This is a genomic window from Shewanella sp. Isolate11 (assembly GCF_022398315.1).
Classification (GTDB): Bacteria; Pseudomonadota; Gammaproteobacteria; order Enterobacterales; family Shewanellaceae; genus Shewanella.
On sequence record NZ_JAKEVF010000004.1, the window covers coordinates 156,115 to 174,147 of the forward strand.

An 18,033-nucleotide genomic window follows, 5' to 3' on the forward strand; every position below is an offset into this window, starting at 1 on the left:
CATGATTGTTATTGAGCAAATACTCTCAGCTGAAGAGGTGCAACATTATCGTCAGCAGTTAGTGGATGTACCTTGGCTCGATGGCCGAAAAACGGCGATGGGTATGGCGGCTTCGGTTAAAAATAACAATCAAGCCGATAGCGAGGATGCTAAGGTTCGCCAGCTGGCGAACCAGTTGCTGGCTCGCATCGGCAATGTGCCTAAGGTCGTTTCGGCAGCCTTACCCCATAAGATTTTTCCGCCTTGTTTTAATCGCTATAGCGAATCTGAGCAATATGGCTTCCATGTGGATGCCGCCATTATGCGTATTCCGGGCACCAATGACGTGCTACGTAGTGATATGTCGATGACGGTTTTCTTGAGTGATCCCGAGGAATATCAAGGTGGTGAGTTAATTATTGCTACCGAGTTTGGCGAACAGCAGATTAAGTTACCCGCAGGTTATGCGGTGCTTTATCCATCTAGCAGCCTACATCGGGTTACGGCGGTGACTCAGGGAGAACGGATTGCAGTGATCACTTGGATGCAAAGTATGGTGAGCGACTCTGGCTTAAGGCAAAACCTGTATCAGCTGGATCAGTCGATTCAAAGTCTGATAAATCAAGGTAATACCGAACGTGCTGAGTTAGATAACCTACATAATGTTTATCATAACCTGATAAGACAATTTACTCAGATCTAGTGATAAATCGGATTAATTAAATCACCTATTGTCGAAATACAATCTCGAAATAAAAAAGCTGCCTAGGCAGCTTTTTTTTATCTTTAGCACAGCGTCGAGATGATACTGATAGGTATTAGTGCGCCCCAGGCTCGGCGTGGCTTGTCATCCAGTCTTCGACCTGTTGATACCAATAAATCGAGTTATTAGGCTTTAAGATCCAATGGTTTTCATCGGGGAAATAGATCATTCGCGACTCGACCCCCTTGTTTTGCAAAGTGCGGAATAGTTCAAATCCTTGACCCACTGGCACGCGGTAATCCAGCTGACCATGAATGATAAGGCTTGGGGTATTAAACTTGTCGGCAAAGTAATGCGGTGAGATCGACTTATAGATCTCTGGGTTTTCCCAATAATGACCGAATCGGGTGGCATGAACCTCGAAGTCGCCCGCCATTTGCGAGTACATGTTATATACCGCAGCGTGGATCAGTAGCGCTTTAAAAGGCTGCTGTTCTTGGCCCAAGAGAATTGAGCTCAAGTATCCTCCGTAGCTACCGCCACCGGCGACCATACGATCGCTGTCGATCCAAGACTTCTGCTTAAACCAATCGGCCGCGTTCATGATGTCTTCAAGAGATTTATTTTTCCAATCAGGGTTAATACTGTCGGCAAACTCTTGACCGAAACTGCTGGAACCGTGGAAGTTAGGCCAAGCGGTAACATAACCCCAAGATGCGAATGTTTGTGCATTCCAACGATAATGGAAGCCATCGGAAATCGCGTTATGTGGACCGCCGTGGATCAGCATAAACAAAGGATATTTCTTACTTGAGTCAAATCCCGGAGGATAGTGAACCCACATCTGAATATCATCGCCGTTATAGCCTTTGTAAGTGACAGACTCATAAGTGCCAAGATCGACATCCTTCAAAATGTCATCATTGAAGCTATCTAAGCGGGTGGTTTTACCGTTACGGCCATTGACTTTGACTAAGCGTGCAGGATGTAAGAAGCTCTCGTTCGTGGCATAAAGGCTGCCATCGCTAGTGATAGCGGGTTGACCGAAGTTGGTCGCCTTAGTGATAGCTGTGGCTTTACCGCTTTTGGCATCAATATAGTAAATACGGCGAGTTGCAGCATCATCGATGGCCGAATAGAAGCCTTTGCTGTCTAGCGTCCAACTGAAGTTTGATACTGAACGATCCCAGTCGCTGGCTAATACACGCTCTTTACGCTTATCCATATCGAGCACAACGAGCTTGGCGGTATCGGCATAGAAGCCTGGGATGCTTTGGCGAGTGAAGGCCAATGTACTGCCGTCAGGACTAAAGCTTGGGTTGCTGTCCGGCGCTTTGTTGTTAGGCGTTAGATTAACGACTTTACCGCTACCAATTTGGCTTAGGAAGATATCTTGCTTAACATCAATTTGATCGTCCCAACCATTAGCGTTAAAGGCAACCCATTTCTCTTTGGCATCGATATCATACTGGCTGGCACTTTGATAGCTGCGTGGTAACTCTTTGCCTAAAGGCTGAGTGATCGCTTCTATGTCGCCGCCTGTGGCAGGAATTCTAAATAGGTGAGCCTGACGGTTTTCATCGATCCAATGGTCGAAACTGGCATAAGGCAGGGCATTCCACTGATGGGCTGAAACCTTATTATCTTTATCGGCTTTAAGCTGGGTTTGCATCTCATCCCAGTCTTTGCCCGGATAGATACGGCTAATAAAGTACAGATGCTTACCTACCCATTTGATTCCGGAAACGCCGCCTGGAACTTCCGTTAGGCGCTGAGCTTCACCAGGTGCTGCCAGCGGCAGTAGATATATCTGTCCGGCATCGTCGTCATCGCGTTTGCTCACAAAGGCGAGGGTTTTGCCATCTGGAGATAAAGTCGGCTCACTGACACGCAGGCCTTTAGCGGTCAGCGCTCTTTGGCTAGAACCATCATTAGCAAACAGATAAAGCTGAGTCGAACCTTTATCTTCTGGCACATCATATTGGGTTACAGGGGCAATAATGTATTTGCCATTGGGTGACACTATGGGGCTGCCAATACGGCTTAATTGCCACAGCACTTCGGCGGTGAGCATCTTCTTTTGATTGTTACTCTGCTCAGCCGATGCCATAGAGAAAGGCATCAGAAAACAAAGCAATAAAATCCCTAGTTTTTTCACTGGTGGATCTCCTTCGATTGATCTTGTGGTTTTATCTTTTTTATCAGCAGCAAGTATAGCGACGATATCACTCTTTAGGAGCCGAATTAATGGCTTTGTAGCACAATGTCACAGTTAAGCTTTTAAAAAAGATTTCTTTTACTTTCTGCGGCTTAATAGAAGCTTAAAATGAACTGATATCGATAAAATAGCAGGGGGAAAATACAAGTTTCTAAGGTTTGGAGCTTAAACAGCCCAAAACCGTAGAAATGGTGCTTATTGAGTAGAATGCATTGCAATAAGTGTTATTGGTCTGTTTTAGGATAGAAATATTGGTGGATTCTCTTCACCTCAGATGGCGAAATTTGTATTGAAGGCCAGCGATTAGTATGAGCTTCCAGCTGTTTTACTGTGGCTCTTGTTTGAATAACGCTGAGTGATGCTTAAAGCTTTGGGCACAGCTCAGGTTTGCTGCGTAGCTCGGTTCGTAGCTGACATTGACCTGATTAGCTATTTTGTTCAGTCGGTCGATCTTTTTTAAATACCAGCACGATTAAGAAAATGAGTCCAATAAGTGGTATTAGAGCGGAGAAAAATGCAACAACAGACACCAAAATAGGCGTTTCTGTTTTACGCTTTCCCAAGTAGAAACCTATGGCTGCGAAGACAATGGCTAGCAGTAACGTCGTTTGTCCGAGTAGTGTCGCATTGATGTTCATTGATATTCCTTATCTTAAATTATCGCCTTGGTGACGATAGAACAGTCATTGATATTAACGCCTTACATTAACATGTCAATCCTGATGAAAATAACCTGCTATCAAGTTTCTACTGGAATTAACCTGCAAATACTCAATACAGTCAGCTTTAGTCAATGAAGGTTAGGGTTGCAATCATTTCCCCATCGAAGTTGCCGAAAGACGCAGGTGAAAATGTCGTGTAGCCATCATGGATGATGGCTAAGGCTCAGGGGAACATGGATGTCCCATCTGAGCCGTTAGGCAATTTTTAACGGAGTATGAGGAAGCACAACTTCGTTAGGGACGCCGGGGGATTTGCAAAAGGGGAACAGGCGCTTTTCCCCTTTTGCTCGGGTGTGGGTTGAAGACCCACGACTTTATCGGTCGTCAGACCGACCAAATACCGCGTTAGCGTGATGAAATCCTGCTCACTCAGGAAGTTTATTCAGGATCATAGTCCAGTACAGGTGCCAACCAGCGTTCGGTTTCCTCAATACTCATGCCCTTGCGCTTAGCGTAATCTTCTACTTGATCGCGACCAATATTGGTTACGCCAAAGTAGCGTGATTGTGGGTGGGCAAAATACCAACCTGAAACCGCTGCTGTGGGGAACATGGCATAGCTTTCGGTGATGTTAAGGTCGATAGTTTCATCGGGCTTTAACAGTTCCCATAACAAGCCTTTTTCGGTGTGATCTGGACATGCAGGGTAACCTGGCGCTGGACGGATCCCTTTATATTTTTCACGGATCAGCGCTTCATTATCCAGTTGTTCATCGCTAGCATAACCCCAGAACTCTTTACGCACTCTTTCATGCATTCTTTCGGCAAAGGCCTCGGCTAAACGGTCGGCTAAACACTTGAGCATGATGGCATTATAGTCATCATTATTTGCCTCAAAACGGGCAATGTGTTCGTCAATACCATGCCCTGCGGTAACAGCAAAGCCGCCCATGTAATCGGCAACGCCCGACTCTTTAGGTGCGACAAAGTCGGCCAGACAGAAGTTGTCGTTACCGACACGTTCAATCTGCATTCTTAGATGATGGGTGGTCATTTCGACTTGAGTGCGAGTCTCATCGGTATAAAGCTCTATATCATCATGATTAACAGTATTGGCTGGAAACAGGCCAATAACCGCCTTTGCGGTTAACCACTTCTCTTCGATGATGGTGGCTAACATGTCTTTAGCATCGGCAAATAACTTGCGTGCCTCTTCACCGACCACCTCATCATCGAGAATTTTCGGGAAGTGGCCATGGAGTTCCCAGCTACGGAAGAACGGCGTCCAGTCGATACGCTCCACCAGATCTTCTAGCGGATAATCATCAAATACCTGACGCCCTAGTTTATTCGGCGTATAGGCTTGATAGTTGGCCCAATCGTGCTGACAACGGTTCTCACGCGCGGCTTCGATAGAGATTACCTGCTTACGTTTAGCCTGTGAGTTACGCTTATCACGCATCACTTGGTACTCTTCATACGCTGCATCAATTGTGGCTTGACGCGTCTGGTTGCTGATCAGTTTCGACACCATAGGTACGGCGCGTGAGGCATCGGCAATATAGATGGCACCTGTGGGTGCGTGGGGGGCAATTTTTACTGCAGTATGAATTTTTGAGCAGGTTGCTCCGCCGATAATCGACGGAATCGTCAGTCCAGCTTTATGGAACGCCTTGACGTTATGTACCATCTCATCGAGGCTTGGAGTGATCAGACCCGACATGCCGATAATATCGACATTTTCCGCCTTAGCGACTTCGATAATTTTCTCAACCGGCACCATGACCCCAAGGTCGATAACCTCGTAACCATTACAGGCCAGCACCACACCAACAATATTTTTTCCGATATCGTGCACGTCGCCTTTTACGGTCACCATTAAGATTTTACCGTTAGATTGACCTTCGACTTTTTCCAGCTCGATATAAGGGTTGAGATAGGCGACTGCTTTTTTCATCACCCGAGCCGATTTTACTACCTGAGGCAGGAACATCTTGCCTGATCCAAACAGGTCGCCAACCACGTTCATGCCGTCCATTAAAGGACCTTCAATCACATCCAGTGGACGCGTCGCTTGCTGGCGCGCCTCTTCGGTATCTTCATCGATATAATCTGTGATGCCTTTAACGAGTGCATGTGCCAGACGCTTATTGACGTCCCATGAACGCCACTCTAAGTCGCCTTTCTTAACGCCTTGGCTACCATCACCGCGATATTTCTCGGCGATATCCAGTAATTGCTCGGTGTTATTGATTAGTTCGCCGTCGGCATCTTTGGCCGTGCTCGGTAAGTTTTGAACCACCGCTTCGACACGCTCTTTTAGCTCGGCATCGATATCATCATAAATGGCCAATTGTCCGGCATTAACGATACCCATATCCATGCCGGCTTTAATGGCGTGGTAGAGGAAAACCGCATGAATTGCTTCACGCACTGGGTTGTTACCACGGAACGAGAAAGACACGTTCGACACCCCGCCTGAGATCATGGCGTGGGGTAAGGTACGCTTAATTTCGCGGGTGGCTTCGATAAAGTCCACTGCGTAATTGTCGTGCTCGTCGATACCGGTAGCAATGGCGAAGATGTTGGGGTCGAAGATAATGTCTTCGGGTGGGAAGCCCACTTTATCGACCAGCACCCGATAGGCGCGGGTACAAATTTCAATTTTGCGCGCCTTGGTATCGGCTTGGCCAACTTCATCGAATGCCATGATAATCGCTGCGGCGCCATAGCGTTTGACTAAGGTCGCCTGCTCGATAAATTTCTCTTCGCCCTCTTTAAGGGAGATCGAGTTAACTATGCCTTTACCTTGAATACATTTAAGTCCCGCCTCGATCACTTCCCACTTAGAGGAGTCGATCATGATGGGAACCCGGGAAATATCTGGCTCAGAGGCGATAAGATTGAGGAACTTTTGCATCACCTCAACGCCGTCAAGCATGCCTTCATCCATGTTGATATCGATGATCTGCGCGCCATTTTCTACCTGTTCGCGCGCGACCGATAGCGCTTCTTCATATTCGCCGGTTTTGATAAGACGCAAGAACTTAGCCGAGCCGGTGACATTGGTTCGCTCACCGACATTCACAAACAGCGAGTCGGCATCTATGGTCAGCGGTTCTAATCCTGATAGACGACAGGCAACGGGCAGGTCAGGGATTTTGCGTGCTTGATGTTGAGTTACCGCCTCGCGAATAACGCGGATATGATCTGGTGTCGTACCACAACAACCACCGATAATATTAAGTAATCCCTCTTTGGCCCACTCTTCGATGACTTCTGCCATCTGCTGTGGGCTTTCGTCGTAGCCACCAAATTCGTTAGGTAAACCCGCGTTAGGGTGAGCCGATACATAACAGTCGGCAATCTTAGACAGCTCTTGCACATAAGGGCTAAGCTCTTGAGGACCCAAGGCACAGTTAAGTCCGATAGACAGCGGCTTGACGTGGCGCAATGAGTTATAAAAAGCTTCGGTGGTTTGTCCGGTTAAAGTACGACCCGAGGCATCGGTAATGGTGCCTGAGATCATAATGGGTAAACGCTGACCGAGTTGGTCGAATACTGTTTCGATGGCAAATAGGGCTGCTTTAGCATTCAGGGTATCGAAGATGGTTTCCACCATAATGATATCGGCGCCGCCTTCAATCAGGGCATCGATAGATTCACTATAGGCGTCGACTAATTGGTCGAAACTGACATTACGGAAACCGGGATCGTTAACATCTGGGCTGATAGAACAGGTTCGGTTGGTCGGGCCAAGCACCCCGGCAACATAGCAAGTACGGCCGGTTTCTGCGGTTACTTCATCGGCGGCAGCGCGAGCCAGACGGGCACCTTCTAGGTTGATCTCACGGGACAGATCTTCCATTTCGTAATCGGCCATGGCGATACGGGTCGCGTTGAAGGTGTTGGTCTCGATAATATCGGCACCGGCAAGCAGGTATTGCTTATGAATATCTTTGATGATCTCTGGCTGGGTTAGCACCAACAGGTCGTTATTGCCTTTGACATTGCAGGGCCAGTCTTTAAAGCGTTCGCCGCGATAGGCTTCCTCTTCCAATTTATGATCTTGGATCATGGTGCCCATTGCGCCATCGAGGATCAAAATTTGCGATTTAAGTTGTTCGCTGATCTGCGCTGTTATCTGTCTGACATGGTTAACAGGTGTCGGGCTCGCCATAAAATTCTACCTATGCTTACTGATGCTGGCTCATCATCTAATGGATGAGACAGAAATACTTAAACTATTTAGATGTATAAACGTATAGACGTCTATAATAAGCGACTAACGTGGTTCAGAGCAAGTCACAATCAGTATAACCTTTGCCGACGATGAGTTGAGTATCAATTGACGATTAATCCAAGAGAAAATCGACGCATTTCAGGGTAATTTTGGGGGGCGAATTTATTTGCTGAACGCTCTGTATTGTTAACGCTAAAGATAATGTTAAATTGGTTACATTCGAGCGATTGCATTTGTCGAGCCGCTCAGATTATTCTGCTTAAGTCCTTTTTTAAGTCTTATATGCAACAATTTGGTGATTATGACTCAAACCACATTTTATTTGATGCGCCACGGTGAATGCGAACAAGGAGATCTGCTGCGTGGCCATGTTGATGTTCCTCTGAGTGAACTGGGTTTTGCTCGTATGCAGTTAGCTTATGCCAAGATGCCTGAATCCGTTGAGGTGGTTGTTAGCTCGCCTTTACTTCGTTGCCAAGTATTTGCTGAGCATTTGGACCGTAAAAGGCTTAATCAACAGGAGGCGTTGACTATCAGTTGTGACGATCGCTTAAAGGAGATTTACTTTGGCGATTGGGATGGTTTGGGGATCGATGAACTCTATAGCCAGCATGAGGCATCACTCACTTCCTATTGGGACAATCCTTGGCAAAATCCACTGCCGGGCGCCGAAACCATGCAGGCATTTGAGTCTCGGGTAGATCAACTGCTTGAGCAACTGGTCGAGCAACATGCGGGTAAGAAAATCTTGTTAATTACTCACGGTGGCGTGATCCGCCATCTGATGGCCAAGGCATTAGGGGTTCAAGGTCAGGTGGGGTTTTATACACAGCTGAGTTTAAATTACGCCAGTGTAGTGAAAATCAGTCACTATTTTGATAAACAAGCTAGCCGACAAGGCTCACAATCTATTCAGTCCCATTGGCGTTTGTATTGGGGAGAGTCGGCAAGTTAAACCTGCTGGTAGGGGATTACTGATTGGTAAGCTGGGGCTTGCCTCTTGGTGGAAATACCGCATAATAGCCAGCAATTTCAGGTCTATCCATCTTGTGTACGATGTGGTGTTCAAGTTGCAATTAGACCGAGAATTAAGGTGATGAGCAGCGCTAATGATTAGCGCCAGAACTCTTATGCCAAACTCAACAATGATGTTTGGTAATAAAGGGAATTGGGGAGGCGAAAGCCGGAGCCCAAGCTGTGCCCGCAACTGTAAGTGTGTTGAGATTGTCGTTTGATTTCAGCCCATAAGCCAGGATACCTGCCTTAATTCTGTATAGCCTAATGACTCAAGCGGGTGACTTGAGGGAGCTAATCATGAATATGCAGATTGAGGCTCTAGCCTCTGTTGATCTTGCGCCATTAATCGCTAATGGTCTGGGTTTGCCGCACCTTATTAGTAAGGTGATGTTTTGAGCCGAGATAATTACGCTATTTATACCGATCAGCTAGCTTGGCATAGCGGTGATCGCGCGATCCTATCCAATATCAACTTATCACTAACTCAAGGTAAAATGCTTGGTATTATTGGCCCAAATGGGGCGGGTAAGTCGAGCCTGTTACGTTGCCTATATCGTTATCTCACGCCCACTTCAGGAAGTATCGAAGTTTTCGGCCAAGCCATCGAAACCTTCTCTCCTAAGGCGTTTGCTCAGCAAGTGGCCGTGGTACTGCAAGATACACCGCATTATTTTGATATGACTGCGGCTCAGTTGGTAGCGCTCGGACTGACACCTCATAAACGGGCATTTTCGATGACTAGTGAGCAAGACAAGGTGCGTATTGACGATGCGCTTGCCACCGTTGGTTTAAGTGAATATGCCAACCAACCTTATGAACAGTTATCCGGTGGTGAAAAACAGCGTGCCTTGATCGCCCGTGCCATAGTGCAGCAGCCAAAGCTGCTTATACTCGATGAACCAACTAATCACTTAGATATTCGTTATCAGATCCAAATCCTCGAACTATTACGTAGCCTAGATATGACAGTGGTGATCTCTATCCACGATCTTAATCTGGCCAGCGCCTTATGTGATGAACTCTTGTTGCTCAACAAGGGGGGAATGGTGGCGAAAGGTACACCTAAAGCCGTGTTAACCGAGCAGCAAATTGCTGAGGTCTTTGGCGTCTGTTGTCAGATCTCACAGCATCCACAACATGGCCAGCCACAAATCAGTTATTTCTACGGCTATCGCGCCGATAATGGGGAGCAAAGCCATGATTAAGCTTGGCTCTGCTGGTTTAAATGCAAGGAAGGCCTTGGCTAAATCGCACGAGACTACTCAATTTAAGAGCAATCAGTTTCAGAGCGCTCGGCTGCTGAGCATGACTTTGGCTGTCATTTTGCTTTGCCTGTTCACACCATTATTAGCCGCCAGTTTTGGCGCGGCAGATATCAGTTTTAAACAGGTGGTCGATGTGTTGCTATCGCATATCGTTAGTCGGCCTGAGAGCGCGCAATCCGATAATAGCTATGTGGTATCGCGGATTGTATTAGAGCTACGTATGCCTCGGATAATATTAGCCTTTGTTGCTGGTTTCGGTCTGGCTATTGCGGGTGTGGTGCTGCAAACCGTGACGAGAAACCCCCTGGCAGACCCTTACCTATTTGGTATTTCATCTGGGGCCTCTTTTGGTGCTGTGGTGGTGTTGACGCTATTTTCGGGAGTAGGGCTAAGCTCAGGGCTAAATGATGGAATAAGTTCAGGGCTAGGTTCAGGGTTAGGTGCTGGATTGAGTGGTTCAGCTGTGAGTTTGCCAATCGGTGCGTTTATCGGGGCGAGTCTGTCAGTGCTATTGGTACTGGCGTTATGCGGCCGCAGTATGAGCACCCAGATCGAGCGTATGTTGCTTTCGGGCGTGGCGGTGTCATTTATGTTTGGCGCACTCACTAGCTTGTTGCTGTATTTCTCTGGTCCAGAAGCCGCCGCTTCGGTGCTGTTTTGGAGTCTGGGCAGTTTTGCTAAAGCCAGCTGGGCAGGACTGACGATCCCTTTATTGATTATCTTGTTGTCTACTTTAACAATTTTGCTGTTTAAGCGACAAATTATTGCGATGAAGGCGGGTGATGAGACGGCTCATACCTTAGGGATAAAGGTACAGGCTTTACGTCTGGGGATGTTATTGCTGTGCTCGCTGATCACCGCGGTGATTGTTGCCCATTGTGGCGGCATAGGTTTTGTGGGTTTGATGATCCCTCACATGGTCAGATTGCTGCTGCCAGGACGCTTTTGTTTGTTGATCACTGGGCTGGTGGGTGGCTTATTTATGATCTGGGTCGATGTCTTAGCCCGTTGCCTGCTCAGTTATCAAGAGTTACCCATTGGCATCATTACCGCCGTAATAGGCAGTGTGTTTTTCCTGTTCATTTTAGCGGCCAAACGCCGCCGTTAATGGCTTTAGTTCATAAGAAGGTGAGTCGAGATGTTTAGTATTACGCCAGTCAGTAATGAATTTGATCAAGCTATTCAGGCCAAAATCGATAGTAAAACCAAGCCTCTAGGAGCGCTAGGTCAGCTAGAAAGTTTGGCGCTGCAGATAGCTCGCGTTTTGGGCAAAGACAAACCAGAAATAATCCAACCTAAGTTAATGGTGTTTGCTGGCGATCACGGTATTGCCGCTTCGGGGGTTTCTATTGCGCCTAGCGAAGTGACCACTCAGATGGTGGCAAACTTCTTGAGTGGTGGCGCGGCGATCAATGTATTTTGCGCTCAGACGGGCTTCAATATGGAAGTGATCGATTGTGGTATCGCCAAACCTGTGGCTGATAACGATAAGTTGATTATGCAGCGGTTAGGCGCGGGAACACGGCCATTTCATCTTGAAGCTGCAATGAGTGTCGATAGCGTCGAGCAGGGTTTTGCTTTCGCTAAGGAGCGTGTTGATTGTCATTATCGAGCCGGTTGCAACTTGATTGCCTGCGGCGAAATGGGCATAGGTAATACCTCTAGTGCAGCGGCGATCATGGCGGCGATATTAAAGCGGGATCTGGATGATTGTGTCGGTTTAGGAACGGGGATCGACAAGGAGACATTTGCGCGAAAGAAACAGTTGATTGCCCAAGCATTAAGCTTGCACCAGACGCAGTTAGACAAGCCGATCACTGTGCTGGCGGCTTTAGGCGGTTTTGAAATTGTGCAGATGACAGGTGCCATGTTGGCGGCGGCCGAGCGCAAGATGCTGATCTTAGTCGATGGTTTTATTGCGACCGCGGCGGCGTTAGTCGCGGTAAATATTGCACCGGCGGCGCGGGATTATATGATTTTTGCCCATGAGTCTGGCGAGCGTGGTCATCAATTGCTGCTAGAGCACCTGCAGGCCAAGCCATTGTTGAAACTGGGAATGCGCTTGGGAGAGGGCACAGGCGCGGCGTTAGCCTTGCCTCAAGTGCAGGCTGCCTGTGGTTTTTATAACGACATGGCCAGCCTACAAGATTTAGGCATAGATATTTAGAAATGGCAATTTGGGCATCAAATCGGCAGTTGCGCTAAACCAAATGAGGTGAAGTTCCACCATGATCAAACGTGAGTTAACCCTGTTTTTTATCGCGCTGGGCTTTTTTACCCGAATTCCTATGCCGTCATGGGTAGAAGTCGATAGCGAAGGACTCAATAAGGCCAGCCGTTATTTTGCTCTGGTTGGCCTACTGGTGGGGCTAATCAGCGCGCTGGTTTATCTGTTAGCAAGTCAGTTATTACCTGTGAGTGTGGCGATAATTCTCGGGATGATAGCCAGCGTTATGGTTACAGGAGGATTTCACGAAGATGGCTTGGCCGACACTGCCGATGGCTTCGGTGGTGGTTGGACGGTTGAGGATAAGCTGAACATCATGAAAGACTCAAGAGTGGGTAGCTATGGTGTACTTGCCTTGGTGTTTGCCTTGCTGTTGAAGTTTGTCTTACTTAACGAAATCGCGTTATTTGATTCTGGCAAAGTGGTTGCCGCGTTAGTGGTGAGCCACTGTTTGAGCCGTGTTTTAGCGGCATCCATTATCTACAGTGAGCCCTATGTACGTGAAGATGCCAACAGCAAGAGCAAGCCCTTAGCACAGGCGCAATCTTTTAACGAATTGATGCTGTTGCTGGCCACTGGCGCTCTTGCTTTGTGGTTTACGGATATTGCTAATGCTTTGGGACTTTGCATCGCTTTATATCTCCTGCGTTATCTGATTATTGTTGGTTTTCGGCGCCAAATCGGCGGCTATACCGGTGACACCTTGGGGGCCGCGCAGCAGCTAACTGAGCTAGCTTGTTATCTGTTTATTCTTATCTCACTGTTTGGACAGGCTTAATATGATCCATCTTATTTTGGGCGGTGCCCGTAGTGGTAAATCGAGTTTTGCGCTCGCTCAAGTTGAGCAGTATGTCGCTAAGGGATCAAGCTGCTTATTTATCGCCACTGCTCAAGGTTTTGATGATGAGATGCAAAGCCGTATCGCGCGTCATCGGCTTGAACGTGAGGTCAGTGATTTACCATGGCAAACCATAGAGTGTCCGCTAGACTTGAATACCTGTTTAACTCAGCATGCCAAAGTAGGGCAAGTGATCTTAGTGGATTGCTTAACTTTGTGGCTGACCAATCAACTGCTGAGCGAGGAGTTACAGGGCGATAAGCTACAAGGTGGTGAGTTACAAGATAGCGAATCAAACTGGCATGAAGTTAAAGCCGAATTGTTAAACACCTTATCAACGCTGCAAGGCGATGTCTTATTGGTGTCTAACGAGGTGGGCTGTGGTGTGGTTCCTGCCGATCCCTTGAGCCGCAGGTTTGTCGATGAGGCAGGCTGGTTACATCAGGCCATTGCTGAAATAGCCGATAAGGTCACTTTAGTCACCGCTGGGTTGCCACTGAGTTTAAAAGCCGGCGGCAGTTAAATCATAACCGCTGAAGGTTAATATTGTTGAGTGAGAAAGATGCAAGATGAAGCGCAGATAGCGCCGCAAGTTAAGCCGCCCAGTAAGGCAAAAATCTTAATGGTACAAGGCACCACATCCGATGCGGGTAAGAGTACACTAGTGGCTGGATTGTGCCGTTACTTTGCTAAGCAAGGCGCGAAAGTCGCGCCTTTTAAACCGCAGAATATGGCGCTCAATAGTGCGGTCACCATTGACGGTGGCGAAATTGGCCGAGCTCAAGCCTTACAGGCGATTGCATGTCATTTGCCGCCTCATACCGATTTTAACCCCATCTTGCTAAAACCCAGTTCCGATACCCGTTCGCAGGTGATCGTTCAAGGAAAAGCCTTGTCTCATATGGAAGGTGAGCAATATTTTGGTAAAAATGCCCAAGGTTATCGCACCAAAGCCATGGCTGCGGTGCTCGATTCGTTATCACGATTAACTCAGCAATATGAGTTGCTGCTGGTGGAAGGCGCGGGCAGTCCGGCCGAAATTAATCTGCGTGAGGGCGATATTGCCAATATGGGCTTTGCCGAGGCGGTAGATTGTCCAGTGATCATCATCGCCGATATCGATAAAGGCGGCGTTTTCGCTCATATTGTTGGCACCCTAGCTTTGTTGTCTGCATCAGAACGTGAGCGAGTCAAAGGTGTGGTGATTAATCGTTTTCGTGGTGATATTAGCCTGCTACAACCCGGTATCGATTGGTTAGAAGCTGAGATCAATAAGCCCGTGTTAGGCGTGTTGCCCTATCTTGATGATCTCTATCTGGACGCCGAAGATGCCATTACTCAAGCACCGCAAAAATCGGCACAGACAAAATTTAAGGTGTTAGTGCTGATTTGGCCACGGATCAGTAATCATACCGATTTCGATGCTCTTAGGCTGCATCCCGATATCGAATTTAATTACCTTACGGTAACTTCGGTTTTTGATGGAAAGGCACCACAGGCGGATCTTATTATCTTGCCCGGCAGTAAGAGCGTGCGTCAGGATTTAGCCACTATGTTAACTAATGGCTGGGATAAATTACTCAAAACCCATTTGAGATATGGTGGCAAGGTGATCGGTATTTGTGGCGGCTATCAGATGCTGGGGTTAGCAATCGATGATCCTCAGGGGGTCGAAGGCCAAGCTGGGGAAACTGATGGCCTAGGGATGTTGCCGATTGTGACTCAGCTAACGTCCAATAAACGGTTAGCTCAGGTGTCTGGCCAGTTGGTGCTTAATGGCGAAGCGGCGCCTGTGAGCGGCTATGAAATTCATTGTGGTGAGTCGCAAATTTTAATGCAATCTCATGCTTCTAGTGACAGTCAGCCTATTTTAACCTTGCAACAGACCGACGTGGCCGACTTGGCAGCAGAGCAGCGTCATTTCTTCGATGGTTGTCTATCCAGCGATGAGCAGATCTTTGGCACTTATCTGCATGGTATCTTTGATAATCCTGCTGCTTGTCAGTTACTGCTGAAGTGGGCGGGAATGAGTCAGGCTCCAGCCATCGATATCAATCAACTCAGAGAGCAGCAACTCGATAGATTAGCCCAGATGTTAGAACAGCATTTAGATATGGCGCAGCTTAAAGCCATGTTATGAGCCTACTTATCGCCAAGAAAGACCGAATCAAATTAATAAAAAATGAGTAAACAGGAAATCCAGATGGATAAAGATAACCCCAAAAGTGCAACTCAAATCAGTGATGTTAAAGCCGAGCGACATAAGGCGCGCCAACAAAAAGTTAAAGATGCCGTCGATGCCAAAATCGCCAAGGCGCAGCTCGAAAAAGGGGTACTGTTAGTCCTTACGGGTAATGGTAAGGGTAAGTCTACCGCTGGATTTGGCAATATTACTCGAGCCGTAGGCCATGGAAAAAATGCCGCAGTAGTGCAGTTTATCAAGGGGAACTGGCCCTGTGGCGAACGCGCCGTGTTGGAAAAGGTTGGGGTACAGTTTCATGTCATGGGCACTGGCTTTACTTGGGAAACCCAAGACAGAGAAAAAGACACCCAAGCTGCCATGAGTGCATGGGAACAAGCAGAAATCTTATTGAAAGATCCCAGTATCGATATCGTCCTCTTGGACGAGCTGACCTATATGGTGAGTTATCACTATATTGAGCTTGAACGAGTGCTCGATGCGTTGAGAAATAGACCCGTTATGCAGCATGTGATCATCACAGGCAGAGCCTGTCATCGTTCGATAATTGAGCTGGCGGATACTGTGAGTGAGGTGCAGCCGATAAAGCATGCTTTTGAGGTGGGTGTGAAGGCGCAGCTTGGTTTTGATTATTGATTTCAGCCTGTTTTTTGCTGTGGCGTTATTGTCTGCGCCAGTTCATCCAATCACATACTGGCGTATGCTCATGGGCTGAACTAGCTTGACGGCTTAGCCACAGCTTCAAACAGATTGAAATGTAGGCTTAGCGGTGAAGAGACTTTTGTTTTTGGCTTCTTGAGACCGTTTTTGTAGCGTTATTGTCTGCGCCAGCTTAGCCCAATCACATACTGGCGTATGCTCATGGGCTGAACTAGCTTGACGGCTTAGCCACAGCATCAAAAGATTGAAGTGGGAGCTGCCATAGCTGTGTTTTATAAAGGAATAAACAACCAATGAAAAAATGGATCGGCTTAGTCTTGTTGTTCTGCTCAACTTTAATGACGCAGGCTATGATGAATCGGGTATTAGCGGCTCCCGCGACTAAGATTATTGCGCTGTCTCCTCATGCGGTTGAGATGCTCTACGCCATTGGGGCGGGTGACAATATTATCGCCACTACAGATCATGCCGATTATCCTGCTGCGGCTAAAGCTATCCCGCGAATTGGCGGCTATTACGGTATTCAAATCGAACGTGTCATTGAACTTAATCCTGATCTCATCGTGGTTTGGGGCAGTGGTAACAAACAGCAAGAAATAGCACGCTTGAAACAGCTTGGTTTTACAGTTTACAACAGTGACCCGAAAACCTTAGCCGAGGTTGCCGATGATCTGATTGAGCTTGGGGAACGTACAGGTCATCAGGCGAAGGCACAGCAAGTGGCTGATGCCTATTTGGCTAAGCTGGCACAGTTGCGAAGTGATAATCTTGTTAAGCCTGCGGTGAAGGTGTTTTATCAGTTGTGGTCTACACCACTAATGACGGTGGCCGAAGGCAGTTGGATTGAGCAGATCATCGATATATGTCATGGCGATAATGTGTTTGTCGATGCGGCTAATGAATATCCGCAAGTGAGCTTGGAGGCGGTATTGTTAAAAATGCCCGAGGTGATTTTGCAAAGTCAGGATGAGGGCAATATCAATGGCTTAGATTGGTCGGCATGGCAAGAGATCCCTGCAGTAAAACAGCAACATATCTATCAGCTTAACGCCGATTTGTTACATCGCGCCGCACCAAGGGCTATATTGGGTGTCGAGTCTGTGTGTGACGCCTTAGATAAAGCCCGAAACTAGTTAACCTGAACTCGGGATAACGAGTGTCGGAAAATCTAAATTTAACAAGCTAATTCAATGCTATAAAGGATTAGTTCGAAAAGGAAAGTCTATTTTCTGACTGAATGTGCAGATTTTTGGGCATATCAAGGCGCTCTGTCGTACACCATAGCGTGCTATGGTTAGGCAGAGCAACGCAGAGAGGCACGCAAAGGTGCCTATTCAGCGGCTCTGCTTATCCAGAGCTCAGGTTAGCTACTCATCTTAGTTATTAAATAGGACCCCATATGACAACATTATTAACCTGCTTGCTGATTGCGATTCTCCTGCCCTATCTGGCCAAAGGGCCGGTGGCAGTGGCAATGGCAAAATTGGGGGGATACGATAACCATCACCCGCGTAGTCAACAGGCACAGCTTACGGGCTTTGGTGCACGAGCCATGGCGGGGCATCAAAACGGTTTCGAATCCTTGCTGATTTTTGCGATAGCCGTGTTGACCGTGATGGCGTTAGACAAAGTAAACGACATGGTAACTAGCTTAGCCGTGGTCTATGTCGTCTCCAGAGTGATTTATCACATCTTGTATCTGTTAGATAAAAGTAGTTTGAGATCTCTAGTGTGGTTTGTGGGATTCTTTAGCGTCTTAGGAATTTTCTGCCAAGCCTATTAATCCTGTGTCAGCAGTAAATGTCAGCTATAGATATCGACCTACAAATATCTAAGACATTTTCTGCTGAATTCTCGATCAAACTGTGCTTTGAGCACGGTTTTTAAACGTCTAAAAGCCTCTACCTCTCGCCTTGATTGCCAAGCCTGCAGCTTTGATTTACTTTAGGGCATAGTCTTAGGTTATACCGTATTGCAGACCCTCTCAGCTCAGGGTTTGTGCTTAGTGGATATTAACAACGC

14 protein-coding genes and 1 riboswitch are annotated in these 18,033 nt (G+C 47.3%); of the genes, 11 read left to right on the forward strand and 3 right to left on the reverse strand.

All coding sequences use genetic code 11. The features are described 5' to 3' along the window. Position 1 precedes the first annotated feature (1 nt). On the forward strand, positions 2 to 682 hold the full coding sequence (locus tag L1D21_RS11685; RefSeq protein ID WP_239845423.1) for a Fe2+-dependent dioxygenase: 681 nt from the start codon (positions 2 to 4) through the stop codon (positions 680 to 682). 115 nt (positions 683 to 797) lie between these two features. Here L1D21_RS11685 and L1D21_RS11690 read toward each other — a convergent pair whose 3' ends face one another. The 3 genes from L1D21_RS11690 to metH all read right to left on the reverse strand — a co-directional run bounded on the left by L1D21_RS11690 (position 798) and on the right by metH (position 7,741). After that, entirely contained in the window at positions 798 to 2,840 is a 2,043-nt protein-coding gene (locus L1D21_RS11690; protein WP_239845424.1) for a S9 family peptidase, read from the reverse strand. Positions 2,841 to 3,325: 485 nt separating this feature from the next. Continuing rightward, complete coding sequence (locus tag L1D21_RS11695; RefSeq protein WP_239845425.1) at positions 3,326 to 3,538, reverse strand: hypothetical protein; 213 nt, start codon at positions 3,536 to 3,538, stop codon at positions 3,326 to 3,328. Positions 3,539 to 4,000: 462 nt separating this feature from the next. Beyond that, complete coding sequence (gene metH / locus L1D21_RS11700; RefSeq protein WP_239845426.1) at positions 4,001 to 7,741, reverse strand: methionine synthase; 3,741 nt, start codon at positions 7,739 to 7,741, stop codon at positions 4,001 to 4,003. A gap of 364 nt (positions 7,742 to 8,105) precedes the next feature. Here metH and L1D21_RS11705 point away from each other — a divergent pair, with 364 nt between their 5' ends. The 10 genes from L1D21_RS11705 (at position 8,106) to L1D21_RS11750 (ending at position 17,794) form a co-directional block, all read left to right on the forward strand. Beyond that, complete coding sequence (locus tag L1D21_RS11705; RefSeq protein ID WP_239845427.1) at positions 8,106 to 8,759, forward strand: histidine phosphatase family protein; 654 nt, start codon at positions 8,106 to 8,108, stop codon at positions 8,757 to 8,759. A gap of 181 nt (positions 8,760 to 8,940) precedes the next feature. Continuing rightward, positions 8,941 to 9,085: riboswitch (cobalamin riboswitch) on the forward strand. Between the two features lie 128 nt (positions 9,086 to 9,213). Next, positions 9,214 to 10,026, forward strand: coding sequence for an ABC transporter ATP-binding protein (locus tag L1D21_RS11710; protein WP_239845428.1), 813 nt, complete (start codon positions 9,214 to 9,216; stop codon positions 10,024 to 10,026). Between the two features lie 100 nt (positions 10,027 to 10,126). Continuing rightward, positions 10,127 to 11,194 carry an iron ABC transporter permease gene (locus L1D21_RS11715; protein WP_239845601.1) on the forward strand — a complete coding sequence of 356 codons (1,068 nt, stop codon included), beginning with the start codon at positions 10,127 to 10,129 and terminating at the stop codon, positions 11,192 to 11,194. A 30-nt stretch (positions 11,195 to 11,224) separates the two neighbouring features. Then, the gene (gene cobT / locus L1D21_RS11720; protein WP_239845429.1) at positions 11,225 to 12,253 is read left to right on the forward strand and encodes a nicotinate-nucleotide--dimethylbenzimidazole phosphoribosyltransferase; all 1,029 of its coding nucleotides are present in this window, start codon (positions 11,225 to 11,227) and stop codon (positions 12,251 to 12,253) included. Positions 12,254 to 12,314: 61 nt separating this feature from the next. After that, positions 12,315 to 13,091, forward strand: coding sequence for an adenosylcobinamide-GDP ribazoletransferase (locus L1D21_RS11725; RefSeq protein ID WP_239845430.1), 777 nt, complete (start codon positions 12,315 to 12,317; stop codon positions 13,089 to 13,091). A 1-nt stretch (position 13,092) separates the two neighbouring features. After that, positions 13,093 to 13,674 (forward strand): bifunctional adenosylcobinamide kinase/adenosylcobinamide-phosphate guanylyltransferase, encoded by a 582-nt coding sequence (gene cobU / locus L1D21_RS11730; protein WP_239845431.1) that lies wholly within the window; start codon positions 13,093 to 13,095, stop codon positions 13,672 to 13,674. 39 nt (positions 13,675 to 13,713) lie between these two features. Next, positions 13,714 to 15,291: a cobyric acid synthase gene (locus L1D21_RS11735; protein WP_239845602.1), complete on the forward strand. Its 1,578-nt coding sequence runs from the start codon at positions 13,714 to 13,716 to the stop codon at positions 15,289 to 15,291. A gap of 63 nt (positions 15,292 to 15,354) precedes the next feature. Next, on the forward strand, positions 15,355 to 15,987 hold the full coding sequence (cobO, locus tag L1D21_RS11740) for a cob(I)yrinic acid a,c-diamide adenosyltransferase (RefSeq protein ID WP_239845432.1): 633 nt from the start codon (positions 15,355 to 15,357) through the stop codon (positions 15,985 to 15,987). 362 nt (positions 15,988 to 16,349) lie between these two features. Beyond that, a complete protein-coding gene (locus L1D21_RS11745; protein WP_239845603.1) occupies positions 16,350 to 17,144 on the forward strand; it encodes a cobalamin-binding protein in 795 nt (264 codons plus the stop codon). Positions 17,145 to 17,410: 266 nt separating this feature from the next. Then, positions 17,411 to 17,794, forward strand: coding sequence for an MAPEG family protein (locus tag L1D21_RS11750; protein WP_239845433.1), 384 nt, complete (start codon positions 17,411 to 17,413; stop codon positions 17,792 to 17,794). Positions 17,795 to 18,033 lie beyond the last annotated feature (239 nt).

Excerpts from the sequence above, each read along its gene's own strand:
- L1D21_RS11685 (WP_239845423.1), top strand. The coding sequence starts at position 2 with ATGATTGTTATTGAGCAAATACTCTCAGCTGAAGAGGTGCAACATTAT.
- L1D21_RS11695 (WP_239845425.1), bottom strand. The coding sequence starts at position 3,538 with ATGAACATCAATGCGACACTACTCGGACAAACGACGTTACTGCTAGCC.
- metH (WP_239845426.1), bottom strand. The coding sequence starts at position 7,741 with ATGGCGAGCCCGACACCTGTTAACCATGTCAGACAGATAACAGCGCAG.
- L1D21_RS11705 (WP_239845427.1), top strand. The coding sequence starts at position 8,106 with ATGACTCAAACCACATTTTATTTGATGCGCCACGGTGAATGCGAACAA.
- L1D21_RS11715 (WP_239845601.1), top strand. The coding sequence starts at position 10,127 with ATGACTTTGGCTGTCATTTTGCTTTGCCTGTTCACACCATTATTAGCC.
- cobT (WP_239845429.1), top strand. The coding sequence starts at position 11,225 with ATGTTTAGTATTACGCCAGTCAGTAATGAATTTGATCAAGCTATTCAG.
- L1D21_RS11725 (WP_239845430.1), top strand. The coding sequence starts at position 12,315 with ATGATCAAACGTGAGTTAACCCTGTTTTTTATCGCGCTGGGCTTTTTT.
- cobU (WP_239845431.1), top strand. The coding sequence starts at position 13,093 with ATGATCCATCTTATTTTGGGCGGTGCCCGTAGTGGTAAATCGAGTTTT.
- L1D21_RS11735 (WP_239845602.1), top strand. The coding sequence starts at position 13,714 with ATGCAAGATGAAGCGCAGATAGCGCCGCAAGTTAAGCCGCCCAGTAAG.
- cobO (WP_239845432.1), top strand. The coding sequence starts at position 15,355 with ATGGATAAAGATAACCCCAAAAGTGCAACTCAAATCAGTGATGTTAAA.
- L1D21_RS11745 (WP_239845603.1), top strand. The coding sequence starts at position 16,350 with ATGACGCAGGCTATGATGAATCGGGTATTAGCGGCTCCCGCGACTAAG.
- L1D21_RS11750 (WP_239845433.1), top strand. The coding sequence starts at position 17,411 with ATGACAACATTATTAACCTGCTTGCTGATTGCGATTCTCCTGCCCTAT.